Raw genomic sequence first — 19,621 nt, forward strand, 5'->3', positions numbered from 1 at the left:
CCCGCCCTTCGTCACATCCGCTCTGGTGCGGACACGCCGAGCATACCGAGCGCGTTTCGGAGCACGGTGCCAGTCGCGTCGTTGACCCAGAGGCGAGTGCGGTGCACGTCGGAAACCGGTTCGTCGCCGAATGGCGTGACCCGGCAATTGTCGTACCAGCGGTGGTAGGAGCCCGCGAGCTCTTCCGCGTAGCGCGCGATCCGGTGTGGCTCGCGCAACTGCGCCGCCTGCGCCACGACGCCCGGGAACCGGGCGAACATGCCGAGCAGCTCGCTCTCGGTCTCGTGGGTGAGAAGCTCCGGCGCGAAGACGCCGTGATCGACACCGGATGCTGCGGCATTCCGCGCCACCTGGTGGGTGCGAGCGTGCGCGTACTGAACGTAGAAGACCGGGTTGTCGTTGCTGCGCTTCTGCAGGAGCTCGGGGTCCAGCGTCAACGGTGAATCTGCCGGGTAGCGCGCGAGCGAGTACCGGAGCGCGTCGGTGCCGAGCCAGGCCTGCAGGTCGTCCAGTTCGATGATGTTGCCTGCGCGCTTGGAGAGGCGGGCGCCGTTGATGCTGACCAGTTGCCCGATGAGCACCTCGATGTCCTTCTCCGGATCATCTCCCGCGGCTCCGGCGAGCGCCCGCAGCCGGTGGACGTAGCCGTGGTGGTCGGCGCCGAGCAGGTAGATCTTGTGCTTGAACCCGCGGTCGCTCTTGTTGAGGTAGTAGGCGGCATCGGATGCGAAGTAGGTGTGGACACCGTTGGAGCGGCGGATGACACGGTCCTTGTCGTCGCCGAAGTCGGTCGTACGCACCCAGACCGCGCCGTCCTCGTCGAAGACGTGCCCCTGCACACGGAGACGGTCAAGCGCATCATCGATCGCGCTGCGCCCCTGATCGTCTGTCTTGTGCAGGTCGCGTTCACTGAACCAGACGTCGAAGTGCACGTTGAACCGCTCGAGCGACACCTTGATCTCGGTCAGCTGCAGTTCGTAGGCGACTTCCCGCGCGAGTCCGCGGCCGGTCGATTCCGGAAGGTCGAGCACGTCGGGGTGGAGTTCGCGCACGCGCGTCGCGAGGTCTTGGATGTACTGGCCCGGGTAGCCGTTCTCGGGGGTCGGCTCGCCGCGCAGGGCAGCGTAGACCGAGTCGCCGAAGGTGTCCATCTGGGAGCCGGCGTCGTTGATGTAGAACTCGCTCGCGACCGTCGCGCCTGCGGCCCGAAGCACCCGGGCGATGGAGTCACCGAGAGCGGCCCAGCGGGTGTGCCCGATGTGCAGCGGCCCGGTCGGGTTGGCGGACACGAATTCGAGGTTGATCGACTCGCCGAGCAGGCTGTCGTTGGAGCCGAACGCTGCACCGTGTTCGACGATGGTCTTCGCGATGGCGCCGGCGGCCGCTGCATCGAGGCGGATGTTGATGAAGCCGGGTCCTGCCACGTCGACGGATGCGACCCCGTCGATCTCCCGGATGCGCTCGGCCAGCTCACCGGCGAATTCGCGCGGGTTGACGCCGAGCGGTTTGGCCAGCTTCATGGCGATGTTCGAAGCCCAGTCGCCGTGGTCGCGGTTCTTCGGGCGCTCGAGTGCGATCGTCTCCGTCGGCACCTCGGTGGATGCCCCTCGCTCCTCGAGCACCGTCGACACGATCGTGTGGATGGCTGCTGCGAGTTGATCAGGGGTCATTCGATTGATTCTAGTGGCGAGCCATCAGCGTCCCCGGCGCGTGCGCGCGCAAGGAGCGGCACCTGAGGCGAAGATGGAGTTGTGACCATCTTGCGCGCCTCTTCTGCACTTTTCGCCGCCACGCTCACGATCGGCGTCCTCGCCGGCTGCGTTCCCGGTGCCGAGCCGGAACCGAGCCCTACGGCCTCGTTCTCGCCGGATGAGTCGGCCGGCCCGCGCGTCGATCCAACCGCGACCCCGACGGCGACGATCGAACCGGACCCCGGCGCCACTCCGTTCAGCGTGCCGTGTGAGACGCTCGCCAGCCTGCAGACCATGTACGACTTCAACCCGAACTTCGCGCTCACCGGGAGCTTCTCCCCCACGGCGGGCACCCCGGCGGCGGATGCAGCTGCAGACCAGGGCACGCTGTGCCGCTGGGTGAACGCCACGAGCGGTGAGGCGATCGACTTCACCGCCTCGATCCCGTCGCCGGCGGAGTTCGAGGCCCGGAAGGCGGCTGCCGCATCCGGAACTCCGGTGACCGGTCTCGGCGCCGATGCCTGGTTCACGACCGAGCACGATGTCGGCACGGTGCAGGTGTTCAAGGGGGATAAATGGGTGACCGTGAGTTCGGCGTGGTTCACGTTGGCTCAGGATGCCCAGGCGCTCGTGACTGAAGCGGCGAACGCGGTCGGCTGACCCGCCGCACAGGACCCGCTGCGGCTGGTAACGTAGAGCACGCCCTGGCCCCCATAGCTCAGGGGATAGAGCGTCTGCCTCCGGAGCAGAAGGCCGCAGGTTCAAATCCTGCTGGGGGCACATCTTGTCACGTGACACGCTAGTTCGGACTCCTGCCACTTAGTTCGGACAAGCAGTGTGCGGCGACTCGGTGTACACCCGCCGAGACTGCACGAAAGGGCTCTTAGGTGCCCCATTCTGCAGATTTCCGCAGTCTCGCGGAAGTGACGGTCAGCGCGTTCATGTCGCCCCGGTCAGCAGCATCCGGCGGCGTTGGTAGTCGAGCAGACACCAGTGGCCGGGAGGCTGAGCTCAACTGCCCGGGCGGATGCGAGGTCGCCGGCGAGCCAGGCGGCGATAGAGCGAACCTGCTCGTACCCGGTGGCCAGCAGGAAGGTGGGTGCCCGGCCGTAGCTCTTCATTCCGGCGATGAAGAAGTTGGGTTCCGGCTGCTGCAGCTCGGCGAAGCCATGCGGTTCAACCGTTCCGCAGCTGTGCACGTTCGGGTCTATCAGCGGCGCCAGCGCTCGTGGGGCCTCCACGATGTCGTCGAGGTCAAGCCGGATCTCCCGCAACAGGTCGAGATTCGGGCGGAACCCGGTGGCGTTCACGATCAGGTCGGTATCGACGTGTTCGCTGTCCCGAGTGCCGAAGATGCGGATGCGACCGGCCACATCCTCAACCTTGGCGATCTCGAAGCGGTCGACGACCGTGATCTCACCGGCCTCAACCAGCTGCTGGATGCGCGCGCCGAGAGAGGCGCGCGCCTGCAAATCGTCGTCCTCAGAGCCGAGCACGCGAACCGCGGAACGGTTGCGGATGAGCCAGGTCACAGTGGTGCCGGCACCTTGGCGGGCAAGCTCGACCAGGTTCAGAAGCGTGTTCGCGGCGGAATGCCCGGCGCCCACCACTGTGACATGTTTCCCAGCAAACCGGTCTCGCTCGGACCCGAGAACATCGGGGAGGGCAAGGCTCACGCGGTCGGCCACGCCAGGAAGGCCGAGCGGGTCGAGACCACTGGAGCCGAGGGTGTTCGGCGTGGCGTAGGTGCCGGACGCGTCGATGACGGCGCGGGCGAGCACCTCGTCCCGAGTGCCGTCGGACCGAAGGATCCGCAACACAAACGGAGTCGAGTCCCTGCCACTCGAGCGGGTGCGGTCCATGCCCTGCCTGCTGACTGCCTCGACAGTCGCGCCTGTCGTGATGTGGGGTGCGAGCGCATCCGTTGCCGCCAGCGGCACGAGGTAGCGTTCGACCACTTCAGAGCCCGAGGGCAGGCGCGAGGCGTTCGGCGCGCCCCAGCCGGTGGGCTCGAGGACCCGACGCGCGGCCGGGTCGACCAGAAACTCCCACGGGGAGAACAGGCTGATGTGACCCCATGACCGCATGCTGCTTGCGACGGTGTTACCGGCTTCGTAGACGGCGAACTCGATGCCGCGCTCGTGCAGTTGTGCTGCGGCGGCTAGGCCGATGGGACCCGCCCCGATGATGGCGACGGGCAGGCCGTCGAGACGGGAGTCGCGCAGGGTGGGCATGGCCAGGTCGGCAAGTGTCACGGCTGTACCTTCGAGTCTGAATATCGATGGACTTCGATCAATCGGAATTATTCACCCGTCCATCGAAGGTTGTCAATATATGCCACTATGTGGTTCATGATTTTGCTGAACTTCGCTGGTCTTCGTCGGGTCGCGGCTGAGTTTCTCGGGAGCGCGCTTCTGGCTGCCGTCGTGGTCGGCTCCGGCATTGCCGCCGAACGTCTCTCGCCCACCGATGTCGGCCTGCAGCTGTTGGAGAACGCGCTTGCGACCGCCCTTGCGCTGCCGGTGCTCATCCTCCTGTTCATCCACGTCAGTGGCGCGCATTTCAACCCTGTCGTGTCGCTCGTTGATTCCACGCTCGGGTCGCGCTCGTGGCGGGACACTGCCGCTTACATTCCCGCTCAAGTCATTGGATGCATCACGGGGGCGATGCTCGCCAACCTCATGTTCGGTGCCACCGTGGTCTCATGGAGCGCGAAGGAACGCTTGACCAGCGCAACGTTCCTCGCCGAGGCTGTGGCAACCGCCGGACTGGTCCTCGTGATCTTCGCGTTGGCACGAACCGGACGCGCATCCGTCATCCCGGCCGCCGTCGGCGCCTACATCGGCGCTGCCTACTTCTTCACCAGCTCGACGAGCTTCGCCAACCCGGCGATCACCGTCGGGCGGATGTTCAGCGACAGCTTCGCCGGCATCGCTCCGTCATCGACCCTCGGCTTCATCGCCGCACAGCTTCTCGGTGGCGGAATCGGATACCTGCTGGTGCGGTACTTCTATCCTGTTCGGGTCCGGTAGGTCTGCCTACGCGACGACCTGGATGGTCGCGAGGGTCGGGTCGGCGGCGTAGGCGATGCGGCCGCCGTCTGCGAGGGTGGTCCGCAGCGCGTCCAGTGTGGCGGTGCTGACGATCTCCCCCGGCGCGAGCACCGGGACGCCAGGAGGATACGGCGCGATGAGCTCGGCGCAGACGCGCCCGATGGCGGCGTCGGCGTCGAGCGTCTCGTGCGGCGCGAAGAATGCAGTCCTCGGATCAAGAGCAGTTTCGGCCCGCACGCTCCATGCCGCGGAAGGCGTGATGGGCTGGGGCGTGCCACGATGCCGCTCGATCGCGGCCACGATGGCGTCGATCAGCACGTCGACGGTGCTCGCGTCATCGGCGAGGGTGATCATCGGCACGATCACACCAGAGTCGGCCATCTCAAGAGTGATGCCCTGGGCGAGCAGGTCGGACTCGATCGCGTGCCCATGGGCGCCCGTGCCGGCCAGAAGCACGACCAGCTTGGCAGGGTCGACGGCGAGCGCTCCGTGCGGATGCCCGGCCGGGCGGTCGGCGAGCACCTCAACGCCGTCCACCGCGGCCAGCCTGACTCGCGCCGAAGCGACGAGGTCAACAAGTCGTCCCACCAGTTCTGCCCCGTCGCGTTGCAGCAGCGCTCGCGACGCGTCGGTGCTGGCGAGGATCGCGCCGGCTGCGCTCGTGGTGTGAGATGCCTCGAACGCCCGCTCCAGTCGGTCCGGGTCGAGCAGTCCGCCCGATCGAGCCGTGCGTGCGAGCAGCAGCGCAGCCTGGCTCCACGCCGGGAGGGACTTGTGCGCGCTGGTCACGAGGGCATCCGCCCCGCGACCGAGCGCATGCGCGGGCACGGCGGGCGAGAACCCGAAGTACGCTGCCCACGCGGCGTCCACGACCAACGGAACTCCTGCGGCGTGCGCCGCATCGGCAAGTCCGGCGATGTCGGATAGCGTCCCGACGTAGGACGGATCGCCGACAAGCACGCCACACGCATCCGGATGCGCGTGCAACGCCGCCTCCACTGCGCTCACCGGCACCGCGCCCGGCAGCCCGGTAGCCGCGTCGATCTCCGGATGCACCCACACCGGTCGCAGTCCCGCCAGCACGATGCCCAGCAGCACCGAGCGGTGGAGGGTCCGCGACACGATGACCGACTGTCCGGGACGGCCGAGCGCGAGCACCGCCGCCTGGTTGGCGTGCGTCGACCCGCCCACCGAGAGGCGGCACCAGTCCGCGTCCCACGCATCTGCTGCGCGCGCCTCCGCCGCGGCCAACAGCCCAAGGGTCTGCTTCATCGTGTCAAGGCCGGCGAGCATCGGCACATCGCCCTGAATCAGCTCGCCGACGAGGTCCTGGCGGTGCTTGTGGCCCGGGATGCTGAACGGAGTCACCCGCCCGGCTCGCTGGTGGCCGGTGAAGCGCAGCCACGCTTCGAACAACGGCGCATCCGGGGCGTAGCCGCGCGGGTCGCGCGGGTCGTTCGCGGTCATGATCCGGCCTCCAGGAATCGTTCCACCGCATCCGTGACTGCGACAGCGAACCTCTCGAGTTGGGCGATCTCCACCCACTCGTCGACCGCGTGCAGCCCGCCGCCGGCCGGGCCGCAGACCACCGTCGGCACCCCCGCGGCCTGCCACAGTGCCGACTCCATCCAGTACGGCGCCCCAACCTGAGCCGGCGGGGTCGCGCCGGCGGATCTGAGCGCATCGCTGAGCAGGTTGGTGAATTCCGCGGCGCTGCCAGCGGCATCCGCTTGCCACGCATCGCGCGCGTGGGTGAGCCGCACGTCGCCCGCCAGCCCGGGGGTCGCCGCGGTGATCGGGTCGACCAGCGCGCGCATCAGGTCGAGCGCATCGTGCGGAGACTCCCCCGGCAGGATGCGGCGCTCGACCACCACGTCTGCGGTTGCCGCGACGGTGAACGGCGCGCTGCCCGCCCTCGCGACGGTCGCCATCATCGAGCCGAAGTCGAGGAGCGGATGCCGTTCCCGCCGGCGCAACTCGTCGTCCGCATCGGCGACGGCGGTGAGGACCTGACCGAGCGCGCGGAGCGCATCGACGCCCGCCTCCGGCTGCGACGAGTGGGAACCCGCCCCACGCAAAGCGACATCGACGACCGCGTAGCCGCGGTGCGCCACCGCGATGTCGAGCCAGGTCGGCTCGGCGATGAGACAGAGGTCCATGGTCACACCACGGAGCTCCTGCAGCACCGCCTCGGCTCCGACGCTCGCGTCCTCTTCGTCCGCGACGAGGGCAACGATGATGGTGCCGGGCACGTCGGCGGCGGCAAGCTGTTCGGCAGCGACGACCAGACCGGCGACGCCGCCCTTCATGTCGCTTGCACCGCGACCGTACAGTCTGCCGGACTCGATGCGCGGCGAGAACGGGGCCGGCATCCCCTCCACCCCTACGGTGTCGAGGTGTCCGTTCAAGACGACCGTGCGTCCGGGCCGCGAACCGGTGCGTTGGGCGATGAGGCTGATGCGTCGAGGGTCGGATGGGGCGGGAATCGAGCGGATTGCGAAGCCCGCGGCATCCAGCCGGTCCATCAGGTGTGAGGCTATCCGGGCCTCGCCGGCGGCATCCGGTACCAGGCTCGGGCTGACCGAGTCGATCGCGACGAGCTCAGCGGTGAGTTCGACGGCCGCGCTGCCGACATTGCTGTTGATCACGCCTCGACGATATCGCTGTCCAGCAAGCAACCCGCGGCATCCCAGAACGAGGAGGGCTTCTGCCGCCGCTGGCTGCGCTGAGGTACATTGCGAAGGTGACGAGGTGCCCTTCCTGCAATTCGCCGATATCGGCGAAGCAGAACCCCTACTACGGCGCCGGCCTCTCGGTACATGAGCTCATCCTCGACTGTGCCAACTGCAAGCAGGTGACCTTCGTGCCGAGCGAGCGAGCGGATGCCGCTCTCAGGCCGCGCGCCAAGGCGAGACGCCTACTCGCGCGCATCTTTCGCCGCCACCGCTGATACGAGACCCTTCGTCCCCTCACTCTTGATAATCGCTTCGAGACCGGTCCGATAGTGTCGAGTTGACCGGAACGCACCTGCCGCGCCAGCCGCGTGAGTTCACAGCCGCCGAACCGGCATTCCCAGCGCGACGCCGCGCTCATCCGCCTGGACGCACTCGCGTCGCCACCACGGAGCCACCATGCCCACCAGCCAGAACGTCCTGTCGCGGGACCGCTACGCGCCGCAACCATCGGTGATGACTGCCCTGCGTTCCCCGCGCCTCCTTACCCGCGAAGTCCTCGCCGGGCTCGTAGTCGCGCTGGCGCTCATCCCTGAAGCAATCTCGTTCTCGATCATCGCCGGCGTCGACCCTCGGCTCGGGTTGTTCTCCTCATTCGTCATGGCAGTGTCCATCGCCTTCCTCGGCGGCCGCCCGGCCATGATCACCGCGGCGACGGGTGCCGTCGCGCTCGTCATCGCGCCGGTTGCGCGCGAGTACGGCATGGACTACTTCATCGCCACCGTCATCCTCGCCGGTGTGTTCCAACTGGTCCTCGGCGTTCTCGGCGTCGCCAAGCTGATGCGGTTCATCCCGCGCAGCGTGATGCTCGGCTTCGTCAACGCCCTCGCGATCCTGATCTTCATCGCCCAGCTGCCGCACCTGGTCGGTGTGCCGTGGCTCGTCTACCCGCTTGTCGCAGTCGGGCTGCTGATCCTGGTCGGGATGCCCCGGCTCACCAAGGTCGTTCCGGCGCCGCTGGTTGCGATCGTTCTGCTGACCGTTGCGACCGTTGTCACGGCGGTGAATGTGCCGACGGTTGGCGACCAGGGCGAACTGCCGGAGAGCCTGCCCGAACTGTTCATCCCCAACGTGCCTCTGACCTGGGAGACCTTCTCGATCATCGCTCCGTACGCGCTGGCGATGGCTCTTGTCGGACTGCTCGAATCGCTCATGACCGCCAAGCTGGTCGATGACATCACGGACACCCACTCGCACAAGACTCGCGAGGCGCTCGGTCAGGGCGCGGCCAACGTGCTCTCCGGCCTCTTCGGCGGCATGGGCGGCTGCGCGATGATCGGGCAGACCATGATCAACGTGAAGGCGTCCGGCGCACGCACCCGGATCTCCACGTTCCTGGCCGGCGTTTTCCTGCTGATTCTCGTCGTCGCGCTCGGTGATGTCGTCGCTGTCATCCCGATGGCCGCCCTGGTCGCAGTCATGATCATGGTGTCGGTCGCCACGTTCGACTGGCACAGCATCCGTCCCGCGACATTGAAGCGCATGCCGAAGAGCGAGACCGCGGTCATGGTGATCACCGTCGCGATTGTCGTCGCCACCAATAACCTTGCAATCGGGGTGATCATCGGTGTCATCGCGGCGATGGTGCTGTTCGCCCGCCGCGTCGCCCACTTCGCAACGGTGGAGCGCACGCTGCCAGCCGACGAGACCGTGCCAACCGCCTACTACACCGTCACCGGGGAGCTGTTCTTCGCCTCCAGCCACGACCTCACGACACAGTTCGAGTACGCGGATGACCCAGACCGGGTGGTGATCGACATGTCCGATTCGCACGTGTGGGATGCCTCAACGGTGGCCGCCCTGGACGCCATCACCACCAAGTACGAGCGCTACGGAAAGCGGGTCGTGATCGTCGGCATGAACGAGGCGAGTACAGCGATGCACGAGAGGCTCGCGGGCAACCTAGGCGCCGGCTAGCTGTCCCTCGCGCGGAGTTCCGCGTTGAGCCGCGCCGCTTGTCGTGTGAGGTGGTGGCGCTCTGCGAGGTTCGGCGCTGCTTGCGCGGCATCCGCGTAGAGCTGCGCTGCCGTCACAAGGTCACCGTCACGCTCATGCAGGTAGGCAGCGGCCGCGGTGAAGCGGGGCAGGGAAGGATCGAGGTCCGCCAGGGCAGCCAGTCCGGCTCGCGGACCGTCCGCCTCGCCGACTGCGACAGCGCGGTTGAGACGGACTACCGGGCTGCCGGTGAGTCGCAGCAGTTCGTCGTACCACTCGACGATCTGCACCCAGTCGGTGTCATCCGCCGTGCGGGCATCCGCATGGAGTGCCGCAATGGCGGCCTGAGCCTGGTACTCCCCGAGCCGATCACGCATGAGTGCTGCCTGGAGCACGTCGACACCCTCGGAGATCATCGCGGTGTCCCACAAGCTGCGGTCTTGCTCGGCGAGGGGCACCAGGCTGCCGTCCGGGCGCATCCGTGCCGGGCGCCGTGCGTGGTGAAGAAGCATCAGTGCGAGCAGGCCGGCCACCTCCTCATGCCTGGTCTCTTCGGCCAGTTGGCGGGTGAGGCGGATCGCCTCGGCCGCGAGGTCGATGTCACCGGAGTAGCCCTCGTTGAAGACGAGGTAGAGCACCCGCAACACGGTGGCGACGTCGCCCGGCTGGTTGAATCGGACGCCCGACACTGTCCGCTTCGCCCGGCTGATCCGTTGCGCCATCGTCGCCTCCGGCACGAGGTAGGCCTTCGCGATCTGGCGCGTGGTCAGACCACCGACCGCGCGCAGCGTCAGCGCGACTGCGGATGCCGGTGTCAGAGAGGGATGAGCGCACAGGAAGTACAACTGAAGGGTGTCGTCCATCGCCTGGCCCGGCTCAGGCACAGGCTCGCTCTCAACGATCACCTCTCGCTGTCGCCGGGAGCCGTCGGCGCGGGCCGTGTCGAGGAACTTGCGCCAGGCCACGACGACCAGCCAACCCTTCGGATCCCGCGGCGGATCATCCGGCCACACGCGCAGTGCTTCGACCATGGCGTCCTGCACGGCATCCTCGGCCGCCGCGAAGTCAACTCCGCGGCGGACGAGGATCCCGATCACAGCGGGGGTGAGGGTCCGCAACAGGGCCTCATCCACCGTCCGTCACTCCGTGATGGTCTCGGGCGCGGCGAGGAATGGGCGAAGCTCGAGCCACTCGTGGATAGGCTTGCCGCCGGCGCCCGGAGCCGCGGACAGCTCGCCGGCAAGTTCCAGCGCCCGGTCGTAGCTCTCGACATCGATCACCATCCACCCGGCGATCAGGTCCTTGGTCTCCGCGAATGGACCGTCCGTGACCGGGGGACGCCCGTCGCCGTCGAAGCGCACGAACGTGCCCTCTGGCGACAGCGCAGCCGCGCCAACGTACTCGCCGGAATTCTCGAGACGCGCGGCGAAGTCGTCCATGTACTGCATATGCGCCGAGATCTCCTCGGGCGTCCACCGGTCCATCGGCACGTCGTTGACCGCAGTTGGCGCGCCACGGTAGTGCTTGAGCAACAGGTACTTGGTCATCGTGTTCTCCTTCATGCAGTACGGCCCATTGTGGCCGTGTTCATTCCGAGGACGGAGCCGCAAGTGGATTCTCGACATCCGTCGCCGGTCCGGCGATCGCGGTGTAGGTTTTCTCGCAACGACGACGGGAGCATCCCATGGCTCAGAAGTTCGAGACGGTCGACGAATACGACAGGTCGCTGTCGCCCGATGTCCTCGCCGCAGTCGATGAGGTACGCGGCGTCATCCGCTCGGTGATCCCGGATGCCGACGAGGTGATCAGCTATCAGATCCCGACGTTCAAGGTCGACGGCAAGTACGTCGTCTATGTCTCCGGATGGACGGAGCACGTCAGCATTTACCCGGTGCCGGGGCGTGACGAGCAGCTCCTGGCTGAACTGGAACCGTTCCGCTCGGGCAAGGGAACGCTGAAGTTCCCGCTCGGCAAGCCGCTTCCGCACGACCTCATCCGGCGCACCGTCGAGGAACTGCTCGCCGAGCGCAAGGAACGCGCCTGACCCGGCTGCCGTCACCGGATTTGCCGTGAACTGGCGGCGAACCATGCAAAGTCACAGGCGCACACCGGACACTGGGCGGATGCGAGTCGTCCTCGCCCCGGATTCTTTCAAGGGGTCGACCAGCGCCACCCGAGTTGCGCACGCGATTGCCCGCGGATGGAGCAGGAGACGACCGGACGACGACCTGGTGCTGCTCCCGCAAGCCGACGGCGGCGAGGGCACCCTCGACGCCATTGAGGCGGCCATTCCCGACTGCACTCGGCACACCGTCACGGTCACCGGGCCGGACGGTGTGCCCACTCGCGCGGACTGGCTCGAGCTGCCCGGCAGGCTCGTGGCCGTCGAGCTCGCGCAGAGCTCCGGGCTGCCACTCATGGCCACGCTCGACCCGCTGGGCGCGACGACGCGCGGACTCGGTGAGGTAATCCGCGACGCCGTGACCACTCTCGCGCCGACCGGCATCCGCCGTCTCATGGTGGGGCTGGGCGGATCGGCGTCCACCGATGGCGGCACGGGCGCCCTCACCGCGCTCGGCGCTCGGTTCCTCGACTTTGGCGGGAGGGAGCTGCCGGATGGCGGTGGTCACCTCAACACGCTTCGCGCCATCGACCTGTCCGCAGTCAACGACGTGGCCGAGCGCATCGTCCTCCTCACCGACGTGGACGCGCCACTGACTGGGCCACACGGCGCAGCCTTCGTCTTCGGACCGCAGAAGGGCGCCGACCACGGTCAGGTCGAGCTGCTCGACCACGCACTCGACCGGTTGTCGCAATTCCTGCGCGGCGACCCCTCGAGGCCCGGCGCCGGCGCCGCAGGCGGCACAGGGTACGGTCTCGCGACCGCTCTGGGCGCTGAGCTGCTACCGGGCGGGCGGTTCATCGCCGAGCTCACGGGCCTCCCCGAGGCAATCCGGGATGCGGATGTCGTAATCACGGGTGAGGGAAGGTTCGACCGAACCTCGCTGAGCGGCAAGGTCGTCGGCGGCGTCATCGAGCTCGCCGAAGGGAAGCGGACGATCATCGTCGCCGGCGTCGTCGAAGCGGGTATGCCCACCACTTTCCAGCCGCTCTCGCTCGCCGAGCTGGCCGGGTCACCGGAGGCCTCACTCGCCGACCCGGAGGGCTGGCTGGAGGTCGCAGGCGAGATCCTCGCTCAGGGATTCACCCGCTCCCCCGGCACTCCCCCGCACTACGACTCGGAGTGGGCCTCGAGGAAGTCGTAGAGCTCGGTGTCGTCGACGCCGGGGAAGGTACCGGATGGCAGCGGCGAGAGCACGTGCGCGTGCATGCGTGCGCTCGCCCATGCCTTGTGCGACCAGCGCTGCGACAGCTCCTGCGACGGACGACGGCAACAGCTTGGATCCGGGCACTTCGACTGCTGCCGGAAGGTCGTCTCCCGGCCGCGGAACCACTTCGCATCCGCGAACGGAACGCCGAAGGTGATCGAGAACTCTTCCGAGCTCGCCGCCGTCCCGATCTGGGTCGAGCACCAGTAGGTGCCAGTCGGCGCATCGGTGTACTGGTAGAACTCTGTCGTGCGGTTGGTGCGCTCGAACGCGCGGCGCGCTGCCCAGTGCCTGCAGACGATCTGCCCCTCGGTCGACCCGGTGACATCGGTCGGCAGGTTGAGCCCGTCGTTCTCGTAGCCCTTGTACAGGGCGCCGTCCTCGCCGACGCGCAGGAAGTGCACCGTCATCCCGAGGTGCGTGGTCGCGAGGTTGGTGAAACGCAGCGCAGCGGCCTCATGGGTGACACCGAACGCGTCGCGGAAGTCCTCCACCGCCAGGTTCTTGTCCGACTTCGCCTTGCCGAGGAAATCGACGGACTGCTTGAGCGGCATGAGGCACGCGGCGGCGAAGTAGTTGATCTCGAGCCGCTGCCTGAGGAACTCTGCGTAGCTCTCCGGCTCGTGATGTTCGAGCAGGCGGTGCGCGAGCGCCTGCAGCGCCATCGACCGCAGGCCGTGCCCACCGGGGATGGAAGCCGGCGGCAGATAGATGCGGCCGTTCTCCAGGTCGGTGACCGACCGGGTCGAATGCGGCAGGTCGGACACGTAGATGAGCTCGAACCCGAGTCGCTTCGCCATCAAGTTCACCGAGCGGTGCGTCAGCGCGCCGGTGGCGTGACCGACAGCGCGCAGCTGCTCCTGGGCGAGCTCCTCGATGGCCGGCAGGTAGTTGTTCTGCGTGCGCATGTACTGGCGCAGCTCCGTGTTCGCCCTGCGCGCCTCCTCCGGCGTCGCGATCGCCTCGCGGGCGCGCCGAGCGAGCTCGTGGTGGAGGCCCACCATGGCCTCAAGGGTCTCGTCCGACATGGTGCGCGACGGCCGGATGACCGGCAGCCCCAGTCCCGCATAGACGGCGCTGCGCTGCAAGCGCTCCAACTCGATCTCCATGGCTGCGCGCGGGCTCGGAGGTGCGGGGTCCAGCAGGTCGGAGACTTCGACCTTCAGGGCGGCGGCGATCGACTGCAGCACGGACAGCCGGGGCTCGCGACGGCCGTTCTCCATCAGCGAGAGCTGGCTGCCTGCGATTCCCACTGTCGCACCGAGCTGTTCGAGGGTGAGATTGGCACTGCCCCGGTAATGCCGGATGCGTTGACCTAAGGTGGCGAGATCAGTCATGAATTCACAATAGTGAAAGAATCAGCGATCTTTCGACCACTTTCACTGCGAAATCTCCGGAATGACGCGCAAAGTGTTACTAGACAAGGATTTGAAGCCGGCGAAGTCCGCTTCCGGCTGAGGAATTGAGGAGCAAGACGATGACACTCACCGCCCCCCGCAACTCCGAGTCGGGAACATCAGCGCTGGGTGTCGAGCCCACGCATTCGATGGGAGGCGCCCCCGACAACGCGCCTCAGGACGTCGTTGAATGGGTCGCCGAGATCGCCGCCCTCACCCGACCGGATGAGGTCGTCTGGTGCGACGGCTCGAAGGCCGAATGGGATCACCTGACCAAGAAAATGGTCGATGACGGCACCCTCATCCGACTCAACCCGGAACATCGGCCGTACAGCTTCCTCGCTCGCAGCGACCCCAAGGATGTGGCTCGCGTCGAGGCGCGCACGTTCATCTGCACCGAGGACCCCGATGAGGCCGGCCCGACGAACAACTGGCGCGATCCGAAGGAGATGCGCGCAACCCTCCTCGAACTGTTCGATGGCGCCATGCGCGGTCGCACCATGTACGTCATCCCGTTCTCGATGGGCCCGATCGGCAGCCCGATCGCCAAGCTCGGCGTGCAGGTGACCGACTCCCCCTACGTCGTCGCCAGCATGGCGATCATGACGCGCATGGGCGGGCAGGCTCTCGCTCAGTTCGGCCGCTACACCGACTGGGTCCCGGCTGTGCACAGCGTCGGCGCTCCTCTCGCCCCGGGTGAGGCGGACGTGCCGTGGCCGTCGAACGAGAAGAAGTACATCACCCACTTCCCGGACACCCGCGAAATCTGGTCGTACGGCTCCGCCTACGGCGGCAACGCTTTGCTCGCGAAGAAGTCGTTCGCGCTGCGCATCGCATCCGTCATCGCACGGGATGAGGGCTGGCTCGCCGAGCACATGCTCATCCTCAAGGTCACCAACCCGCGGGGCCGCGTGTTCCACGTCGCCGCCGCGTTCCCGTCGGCCTGCGGCAAGACGAACCTCGCAATGCTCAAGCCGTCGATCCCTGGCTGGAAGGTCGAGACCATCGGCGACGACATCGCCTGGCTGAAGCCGGGACCGGATGGCCGCCTCCGCGCGATCAACCCAGAAGCGGGCTTCTTCGGTGTCGCGCCCGGCACCGGCCGGTCCACCAACGAGACCGCGATCGACACCATCTGGGGCAACACCATCTTCACCAACGTCGCGCTGCGCGAGGACGGCGACGTGTGGTGGGAGGGCATGACCGACAAGGCGCCTGACAACCTCATCGACTGGCAGGGTCGCCCGTGGGATCCGGCCAACGGTCCCGCAGCGCACCCGAACTCCCGGTTCACCGTCGCCGCGAGCCAATGCCCCACGATCGCCGACACGTGGGATGACCCGAACGGTGTCGTCATCGACGCGATCATCTTCGGCGGCCGTCGCGCGAGCAACGTGCCGCTCGTCGTCGAGGCCCGCGAGTGGGAACACGGCGTGTTCATGGGCGCAACGGTCTCGTCCGAGCGCACCGCGGCGGCCGAGGGCAAGGTCGGCGAGTTGCGTCGCGACCCGTTTGCGATGATGCCGTTCTGCGGCTACAACATGGCCGACCACTGGTCGCACTGGCTGAAGGTCGGTTCCGAGCTTCGCAAGAACGCCGTGCTGCCGCGCATCTTCCAGGTCAACTGGTTCCGCCGCGGCGAGGATGGCAGCTTCCTGTGGCCCGGGTTCTCCGAGAACTCTCGAGTGATCGCCTGGATCCTGGAGCGCGTCGACGCGCAGGTGCCCGCCAAGGACACCCCGCTCGGCCTCGTGCCGACCGAGGGTGGAATCGATCGGGATGGCCTGGACGTGTCCGACGAGGCGTTCGACGAGCTGTTCGCCATCGACCGTGATGCGTGGCTCGCTGAGCTCGACGACACCGAAAAGTTCTTCGAGCAGTTCGGCGACCGCACTCCTGAAGCGATGCGACGCCAGCTAGCCGCCATCCGGCAGCGTCTCGAGAACACCGAGAGCGCCTGACACCCCTCTCTCGCGCTCGCACCCAACGTTCGGGGCGCCTGCCTCGTCTTAGTGGGTATGAGCAGCATTGCGCTCGCGTCGCGCGCGCCGTCCTCCGCGATCCCCGCCAGAATGGTGGCGGAACCAAGGAGGACGCGCGTGGCACGGGCCGGGAACGAGGAGCGCTGGGAAGAGGTCGTCACACGCCTCGTCGCAGAGCGCGGTGACGCCCTCACCCGTTACGCCTACCTGATCTCGGGAAGCGCGGATGATGCGGCTGACCTCGTGCAGGACGCCCTGGTCAAGACGTTCGGGCGCCTGCGCAACGGCTTCACCGTTGCAAGCGCAGAAGCCTACGTAAGGCGGGCCATCCTGAACACCTACCTCGACACCGGGCGCCGTCGTAGCCGTTGGCGGCGCATCGAGCATCTCACCGCGGTCCCCGCCGAGCAGGAGTCCACCGACGCGGCCACCGAAACACGCCTCGACCTCGACGCGCGGCTGCAGCAGCTGTCGCCGCGAGAGCGCGCGTGCGTCGTCCTGCGCTATTACGAGGACCTGAAGGTGGATGACATCGCCGAAACGCTCGGCATCAGCGCCGGCGCGGTCAAGCGCTATATCAGCGACGCGCTCGCCCGTCTCGCGGTTGCCATGGGCGACGAGCACGGCGGGCCATTGACCAACACGCGGGGAGGCGATCGTGCCCACTGAGTCCGAACTGCGCGACTGGCTGAAGGGTGGCGACACGCCACCGTCGCCGGGGGTCGACCCCGCCGACATCGTGCGGCGAGTTCGCCGCCGCCGACTGCCACGCCAACTCGCCGCGGGTGCGGCAACCACCCTCGCGGCGGCCGGTGTGATCGTGCTCGGCGTCGGCACCCTGCCGCAGCTGGTCCAGCCTCCCGTGTCTGTCATGAGCGACGGCATGCAGAGTCCGGAGTTCGGGACCGGGCCGGCCGACGAGAGTCGCGACAGTTCACTCGTTCCTGCGTCACCGCTCCAGCTGCTCAACCAGTGCAGCCAGCCGTTGACGGTCGTGCAGCCCGCAGCATCCGGTCTCACTCTCACCCTCGCCTTCCCAGCCGATGTCGCGATCGCCGACGGTGAGGTGATCGGCACGGTCACCCTGTCGAACAGCGGCACCAAGCGGGTGACCGGCTCGGCGGCAGCGGGACCGGCGGTCACCCTCTCCCAGGATGGCGTCACGGTCTGGCATGGCGCGCCCGCTCCGCTCGCCGAAGCGGTCCCCATCGATCTGGCGCCCGGCCAGTCCACCCGGTTCGACGCGACCTTCATACCTGCCCTGTGCGGCAGTTCCGGTTCGAGCACGAACAGCCCACTTGCCCCAGCCGCCCCTGGCAGCTACGAGCTCTCGGCCGCGATCGTCGTCTCGGAGGTCGGAGGCGACAACACCGCCGGCTCGGAACTCGTTGGCAGCGCGCTTGTGCCGATTCACCTTCGCTAAACCCGGGTGTTCGGTCGCCACCGCTAGACTCTCACCTCACCTCGGCACAGCGAAAGGACTCGGCCATCGCCACGCAACGCTCGCTTCTGACACGGTGGGCCGCGATCGCGTTCGGGGCGGCAATCGCTCTCGCGACCCCGACGGCCGCTTTCGCCGAGGACCCCGTCGACCTCGGTGGCGCCTACATCTTCGACTCCGTAGGAGCTGTGCGCGGCCAAGAGGGCGCGATCATGGACTCGCTCGATCAGCTGGCCGCAGAGACGGACGCACAGCTCTTCGTCGTGTATGTCGACTCGTTCGAGGGCGTGCCGGCAGGGTCCTCGTGGGCGGACATCACAGCCGAACAGAACGGGCTTGGCAACGACGATGTGCTGATGGCGGTCGCGGTCGAGGACCGCATCTATCAGATGTCCTACCCGAGCGAGTTCGAGTTGAGCGAGAGCGAGACTCGCCAGATCGAGAGCGAGCTGATCGAGCCGCGCCTCTCCGACAGCGACTGGGCTGGTGCCGCGATCGCCGCAGCGGACGGCTTGCGCGAGAAGATCACAGACCCCGGATTCCCGTGGGGCTGGGTACTCCTGGGGCTCGTCGTGGTCGTCGGACTCGCGTTGTTCATTCGCTCGCGCGTGCGAAAGGGCCGCGCTGTTGCTGCTGAGAAGCTGAACGCCAAGCAGCTCGACCAGCGCGCAAGCATCCTGCTCGTGCAGCTCGACGACGAGATCAAGACGAGCGAGCAGGAACTCGACTTCGCGGTCGCCCAGTTCGGCGAGGAGACCGCAAAACCATTCGTTCATGCGCTTGGGTCGGCCAAGGACAAAGCGCGCGCCGCGTTCGAGCTGCGCCAGAAGCTCGACGACGCGTTCCCCGAGTCTGCCGAGGAGCGCCGCAGCATGACCCTGCAGATCGTCGAACTCGCGGAGGCCGGCGACAAGGAGCTCGACGCGCAGGCGGACGCCTTCGACGAGCTTCGCGCGCTGGAGCAGACCGCGCCCGAGCAGCTGGTGACCGTCCGGACGGATACTGATCAAGCCCGGGGACGCCTTGAGGCCGCGAAGCAGACGCTGGTGACCCTGCAACGGGACTACTCCCCTGCGGCGGTTGCCATGGTTGCCGGCAATCCGAAGCAGGCCGAGGACCTGCTGACCTTCGCAACCGGCCGCGCGACCGAAGCGGAGCAGGCGCTTGCCGCCGGAAAGACCGGCCCTGCCGCGGTTGCCGTTCGTGCCGCGCAGGCTGCGGTCGGCCAGGTGACGCAACTGCTTGACGCGGTCGAGCGAATCGCCGCAGACCTCCGCGAGGCGCAAGCCGCACTCAGCGCCGCTGTCAGTGACACCGAACAAGACCTTGCTGCCGCCCGAGCACTGCCGCTGGACGATCCGCAACTGGCGCCCGCGATCGCGGCAGCCGAGGCCGCACTGTCGGCGGCGGCATCCGGAGACGACCCCGTCAACAGCCTCACCAACCTGCACAAGGCGAACGAGCAGCTGGACGCCGTGCTCGCGTCGGTGCGCGAAGAACAGGAGAAGGTGCGCCGGGCCGCCGGAGCGCTCGACCAGGCGATCTTCAGCGCTCGCGCTGAGATTTCGGCAGCACACGACTTCATCACCACCAGGCGCGGGGTCATCCGCGACACCGCGCGCACCCGGCTCTCCGAGGCAATGCGTCATCTGGACGGGGCGGTGGCGGTCGCCACCACCGATCCGGTCGCCGCGCTCGCGCACGCCCGTGCCGCCAGCAACCTGGCGCAGCAGGCGTTGTCGAGCGCTCAGTACGACCTGCAGGGCTACTCGGTGCCCGGCTACGGCGGCGGGTTCGGCGGTCGCGGCAGCAGCGTCGGAACCGACATCGGGGGCGCGATTATCGGCGGCATCATCGGCGGAATGCTGAGCGGTGGCGGCCGAGGCGGCGGCATCTTCGGAGGCGGCGGGGGCGGATTCGGCGGAGGGTTCGGCGGAGGCGGCCGCTCAGGTAGTTTTGGGGGACGTTCCCGAGGATTCTCCGGTGGCAGGCGGAGCAGCGGCGGCAGATTCTAGACATCCGACAGTCAGCAAGGCACACCCAGGAAGGTAAGGAAAAACG

Annotated in this window: 16 protein-coding genes and 1 tRNA gene; 10 read left to right on the top strand and 7 right to left on the bottom strand. The window is 67.6% G+C overall.

The features are described from left to right. Positions 1–11 precede the first annotated feature (11 nt). On the bottom strand, positions 12–1,670 hold the full coding sequence (locus IRG63_RS08795) for an arginine--tRNA ligase (RefSeq protein WP_193509898.1): 1,659 nt from the start codon (positions 1,668–1,670) through the stop codon (positions 12–14). Positions 1,671–1,751: 81 nt separating this feature from the next. On the opposite strand from IRG63_RS08795, the gene IRG63_RS08800 reads away from it, so the two are divergent. Both IRG63_RS08800 and IRG63_RS08805 read left to right on the top strand, forming a co-directional pair. Beyond that, complete coding sequence (locus IRG63_RS08800; RefSeq protein ID WP_168626678.1) at positions 1,752–2,351, top strand: arginyl-tRNA synthetase; 600 nt, start codon at positions 1,752–1,754, stop codon at positions 2,349–2,351. Between the two features lie 47 nt (positions 2,352–2,398). Then, positions 2,399–2,471, top strand: a tRNA-Arg gene (locus IRG63_RS08805). A 173-nt stretch (positions 2,472–2,644) separates the two neighbouring features. Here the strand turns inward: IRG63_RS08805 and IRG63_RS08810 are convergent. Continuing rightward, entirely contained in the window at positions 2,645–3,946 is a 1,302-nt protein-coding gene (locus IRG63_RS08810; RefSeq protein ID WP_370566217.1) for an FAD-dependent oxidoreductase, read from the bottom strand. A 96-nt stretch (positions 3,947–4,042) separates the two neighbouring features. Here IRG63_RS08810 and IRG63_RS08815 point away from each other — a divergent pair, with 96 nt between their 5' ends. Then, entirely contained in the window at positions 4,043–4,723 is a 681-nt protein-coding gene (locus tag IRG63_RS08815) for an MIP/aquaporin family protein (RefSeq protein WP_168626677.1), read from the top strand. Between the two features lie 6 nt (positions 4,724–4,729). Here IRG63_RS08815 and IRG63_RS08820 read toward each other — a convergent pair whose 3' ends face one another. Continuing rightward, positions 4,730–6,211, bottom strand: a complete 1,482-nt coding sequence (locus IRG63_RS08820; protein WP_168626676.1) for an aminotransferase class I/II-fold pyridoxal phosphate-dependent enzyme — start codon at positions 6,209–6,211, stop codon at positions 4,730–4,732. Then, on the bottom strand, positions 6,208–7,392 hold the full coding sequence (locus IRG63_RS08825) for a M20/M25/M40 family metallo-hydrolase (RefSeq protein WP_168626675.1): 1,185 nt from the start codon (positions 7,390–7,392) through the stop codon (positions 6,208–6,210). The genes IRG63_RS08820 and IRG63_RS08825 overlap by 4 nt, the downstream gene beginning before the upstream one ends. 483 nt (positions 7,393–7,875) lie before the next feature. Between IRG63_RS08825 and IRG63_RS08830 the strand changes: the two genes are divergently transcribed. Beyond that, on the top strand, positions 7,876–9,393 hold the full coding sequence (locus IRG63_RS08830; RefSeq protein ID WP_168626674.1) for a SulP family inorganic anion transporter: 1,518 nt from the start codon (positions 7,876–7,878) through the stop codon (positions 9,391–9,393). Here IRG63_RS08830 and IRG63_RS08835 read toward each other — a convergent pair. Beyond that, complete coding sequence (locus tag IRG63_RS08835; RefSeq protein ID WP_227411980.1) at positions 9,390–10,529, bottom strand: RNA polymerase sigma factor; 1,140 nt, start codon at positions 10,527–10,529, stop codon at positions 9,390–9,392. The genes IRG63_RS08830 and IRG63_RS08835 overlap by 4 nt on opposite strands. 21 nt (positions 10,530–10,550) lie before the next feature. Beyond that, the gene (locus IRG63_RS08840; RefSeq protein WP_168626672.1) at positions 10,551–10,958 is read right to left on the bottom strand and encodes a YciI family protein; all 408 of its coding nucleotides are present in this window, start codon (positions 10,956–10,958) and stop codon (positions 10,551–10,553) included. Between the two features lie 137 nt (positions 10,959–11,095). On the opposite strand from IRG63_RS08840, the gene IRG63_RS08845 reads away from it, so the two are divergent. Then, entirely contained in the window at positions 11,096–11,455 is a 360-nt protein-coding gene (locus tag IRG63_RS08845) for an iron chaperone (RefSeq protein ID WP_168626671.1), read from the top strand. 79 nt (positions 11,456–11,534) lie between these two features. Continuing rightward, positions 11,535–12,677 carry a glycerate kinase gene (locus IRG63_RS08850; RefSeq protein WP_227411981.1) on the top strand — a complete coding sequence of 381 codons (1,143 nt, stop codon included), beginning with the start codon at positions 11,535–11,537 and terminating at the stop codon, positions 12,675–12,677. On the opposite strand, the gene IRG63_RS08855 is transcribed toward IRG63_RS08850, so the two are convergent. After that, positions 12,644–14,077, bottom strand: a complete 1,434-nt coding sequence (locus IRG63_RS08855) for a helix-turn-helix domain-containing protein (protein ID WP_193509901.1) — start codon at positions 14,075–14,077, stop codon at positions 12,644–12,646. The two genes, IRG63_RS08850 and IRG63_RS08855, sit on opposite strands and share 34 nt — an antisense overlap. 140 nt (positions 14,078–14,217) lie before the next feature. On the opposite strand from IRG63_RS08855, the gene IRG63_RS08860 reads away from it, so the two are divergent. The 4 genes from IRG63_RS08860 (at position 14,218) to IRG63_RS08875 (ending at position 19,575) form a co-directional block, all read left to right on the top strand. Continuing rightward, positions 14,218–16,098, top strand: a complete 1,881-nt coding sequence (locus tag IRG63_RS08860) for a phosphoenolpyruvate carboxykinase (GTP) (RefSeq protein WP_193509902.1) — start codon at positions 14,218–14,220, stop codon at positions 16,096–16,098. A gap of 138 nt (positions 16,099–16,236) precedes the next feature. Continuing rightward, positions 16,237–16,788, top strand: coding sequence for a sigma-70 family RNA polymerase sigma factor (locus IRG63_RS08865; protein WP_349236148.1), 552 nt, complete (start codon positions 16,237–16,239; stop codon positions 16,786–16,788). After that, a complete protein-coding gene (locus IRG63_RS08870) occupies positions 16,778–17,542 on the top strand; it encodes a hypothetical protein (protein WP_168626668.1) in 765 nt (254 codons plus the stop codon). Before IRG63_RS08865 ends, IRG63_RS08870 begins: the two co-directional genes overlap by 11 nt. A 206-nt stretch (positions 17,543–17,748) precedes the next feature. Continuing rightward, on the top strand, positions 17,749–19,575 hold the full coding sequence (locus IRG63_RS08875; RefSeq protein WP_168626667.1) for a TPM domain-containing protein: 1,827 nt from the start codon (positions 17,749–17,751) through the stop codon (positions 19,573–19,575). Positions 19,576–19,621: the final 46 nt, after the last annotated feature.

This window comes from Cryobacterium sp. BB736 (assembly GCF_014980265.1).
In the GTDB taxonomy this organism is placed as follows: Bacteria; Actinomycetota; Actinomycetes; order Actinomycetales; family Microbacteriaceae; genus Terrimesophilobacter.